Below are 571 nucleotides of genomic sequence, written 5' to 3'. Positions count from 1 at the left end.
AGCTGAATCGGCTAGAAGAAGAAGTGATTTCCGGTGCAGATGCGTTGGTCAATAATGCAGTAGAGTGCGGAGATCTAAAGTTTTCTCCTGCTATAGGTGCGGATGCTATTGTGTTTGCTAACTGGTCTATCGCATTTGGTTCTAACGCGCTTGCGCAAAACGCATCGAATAGTCGCTGTATACAACGAATCCAAGACCCATTTTCTGTGTTGCACAATGCGAATATGTTATTAGACGGCTTAGGTTGGGCGCCACTTTCTACAGAGTGGGACTATCGGAAAACCTGGCGTCGAGTAGAACAGGAACTCTTTAGCGAAGAGATTGCTTACTTAGAAACAGTGAACCGCTAAATCGGTTACAGAAGCCAATCCAAACGATGATTGGCTTTTTTATCACACTAAAGTGACGAATCGTCAATATTTGACTTAAAAGATGATGCTTAAGGTGAAGAACCTAGAGAGGCATTTGAAAAGTTACGTAAAAACTAGAAAACAGCGCTGGCTGATTTTTTAGTTTTTAAATTTGACGAAACGTCACAAAGGAGAGTGTGATGCCACACCATAAAGCTCAG

At 42.2% G+C, this 571-nt stretch carries 1 pseudogene; it reads left to right on the top strand.

The window, feature by feature from the left end:
* Positions 1-350, top strand: a pseudogene (locus R7Q09_RS27280) (TetR/AcrR family transcriptional regulator); the annotation flags it as partial.
* Positions 351-571: the final 221 nt, after the last annotated feature.

This window comes from Vibrio sp. 2130-1 (assembly GCF_033339515.1).
The sequence above is the reverse complement of the archived record's forward strand: the minus strand, read 5'-3'. Positions and strand labels throughout refer to the sequence as shown.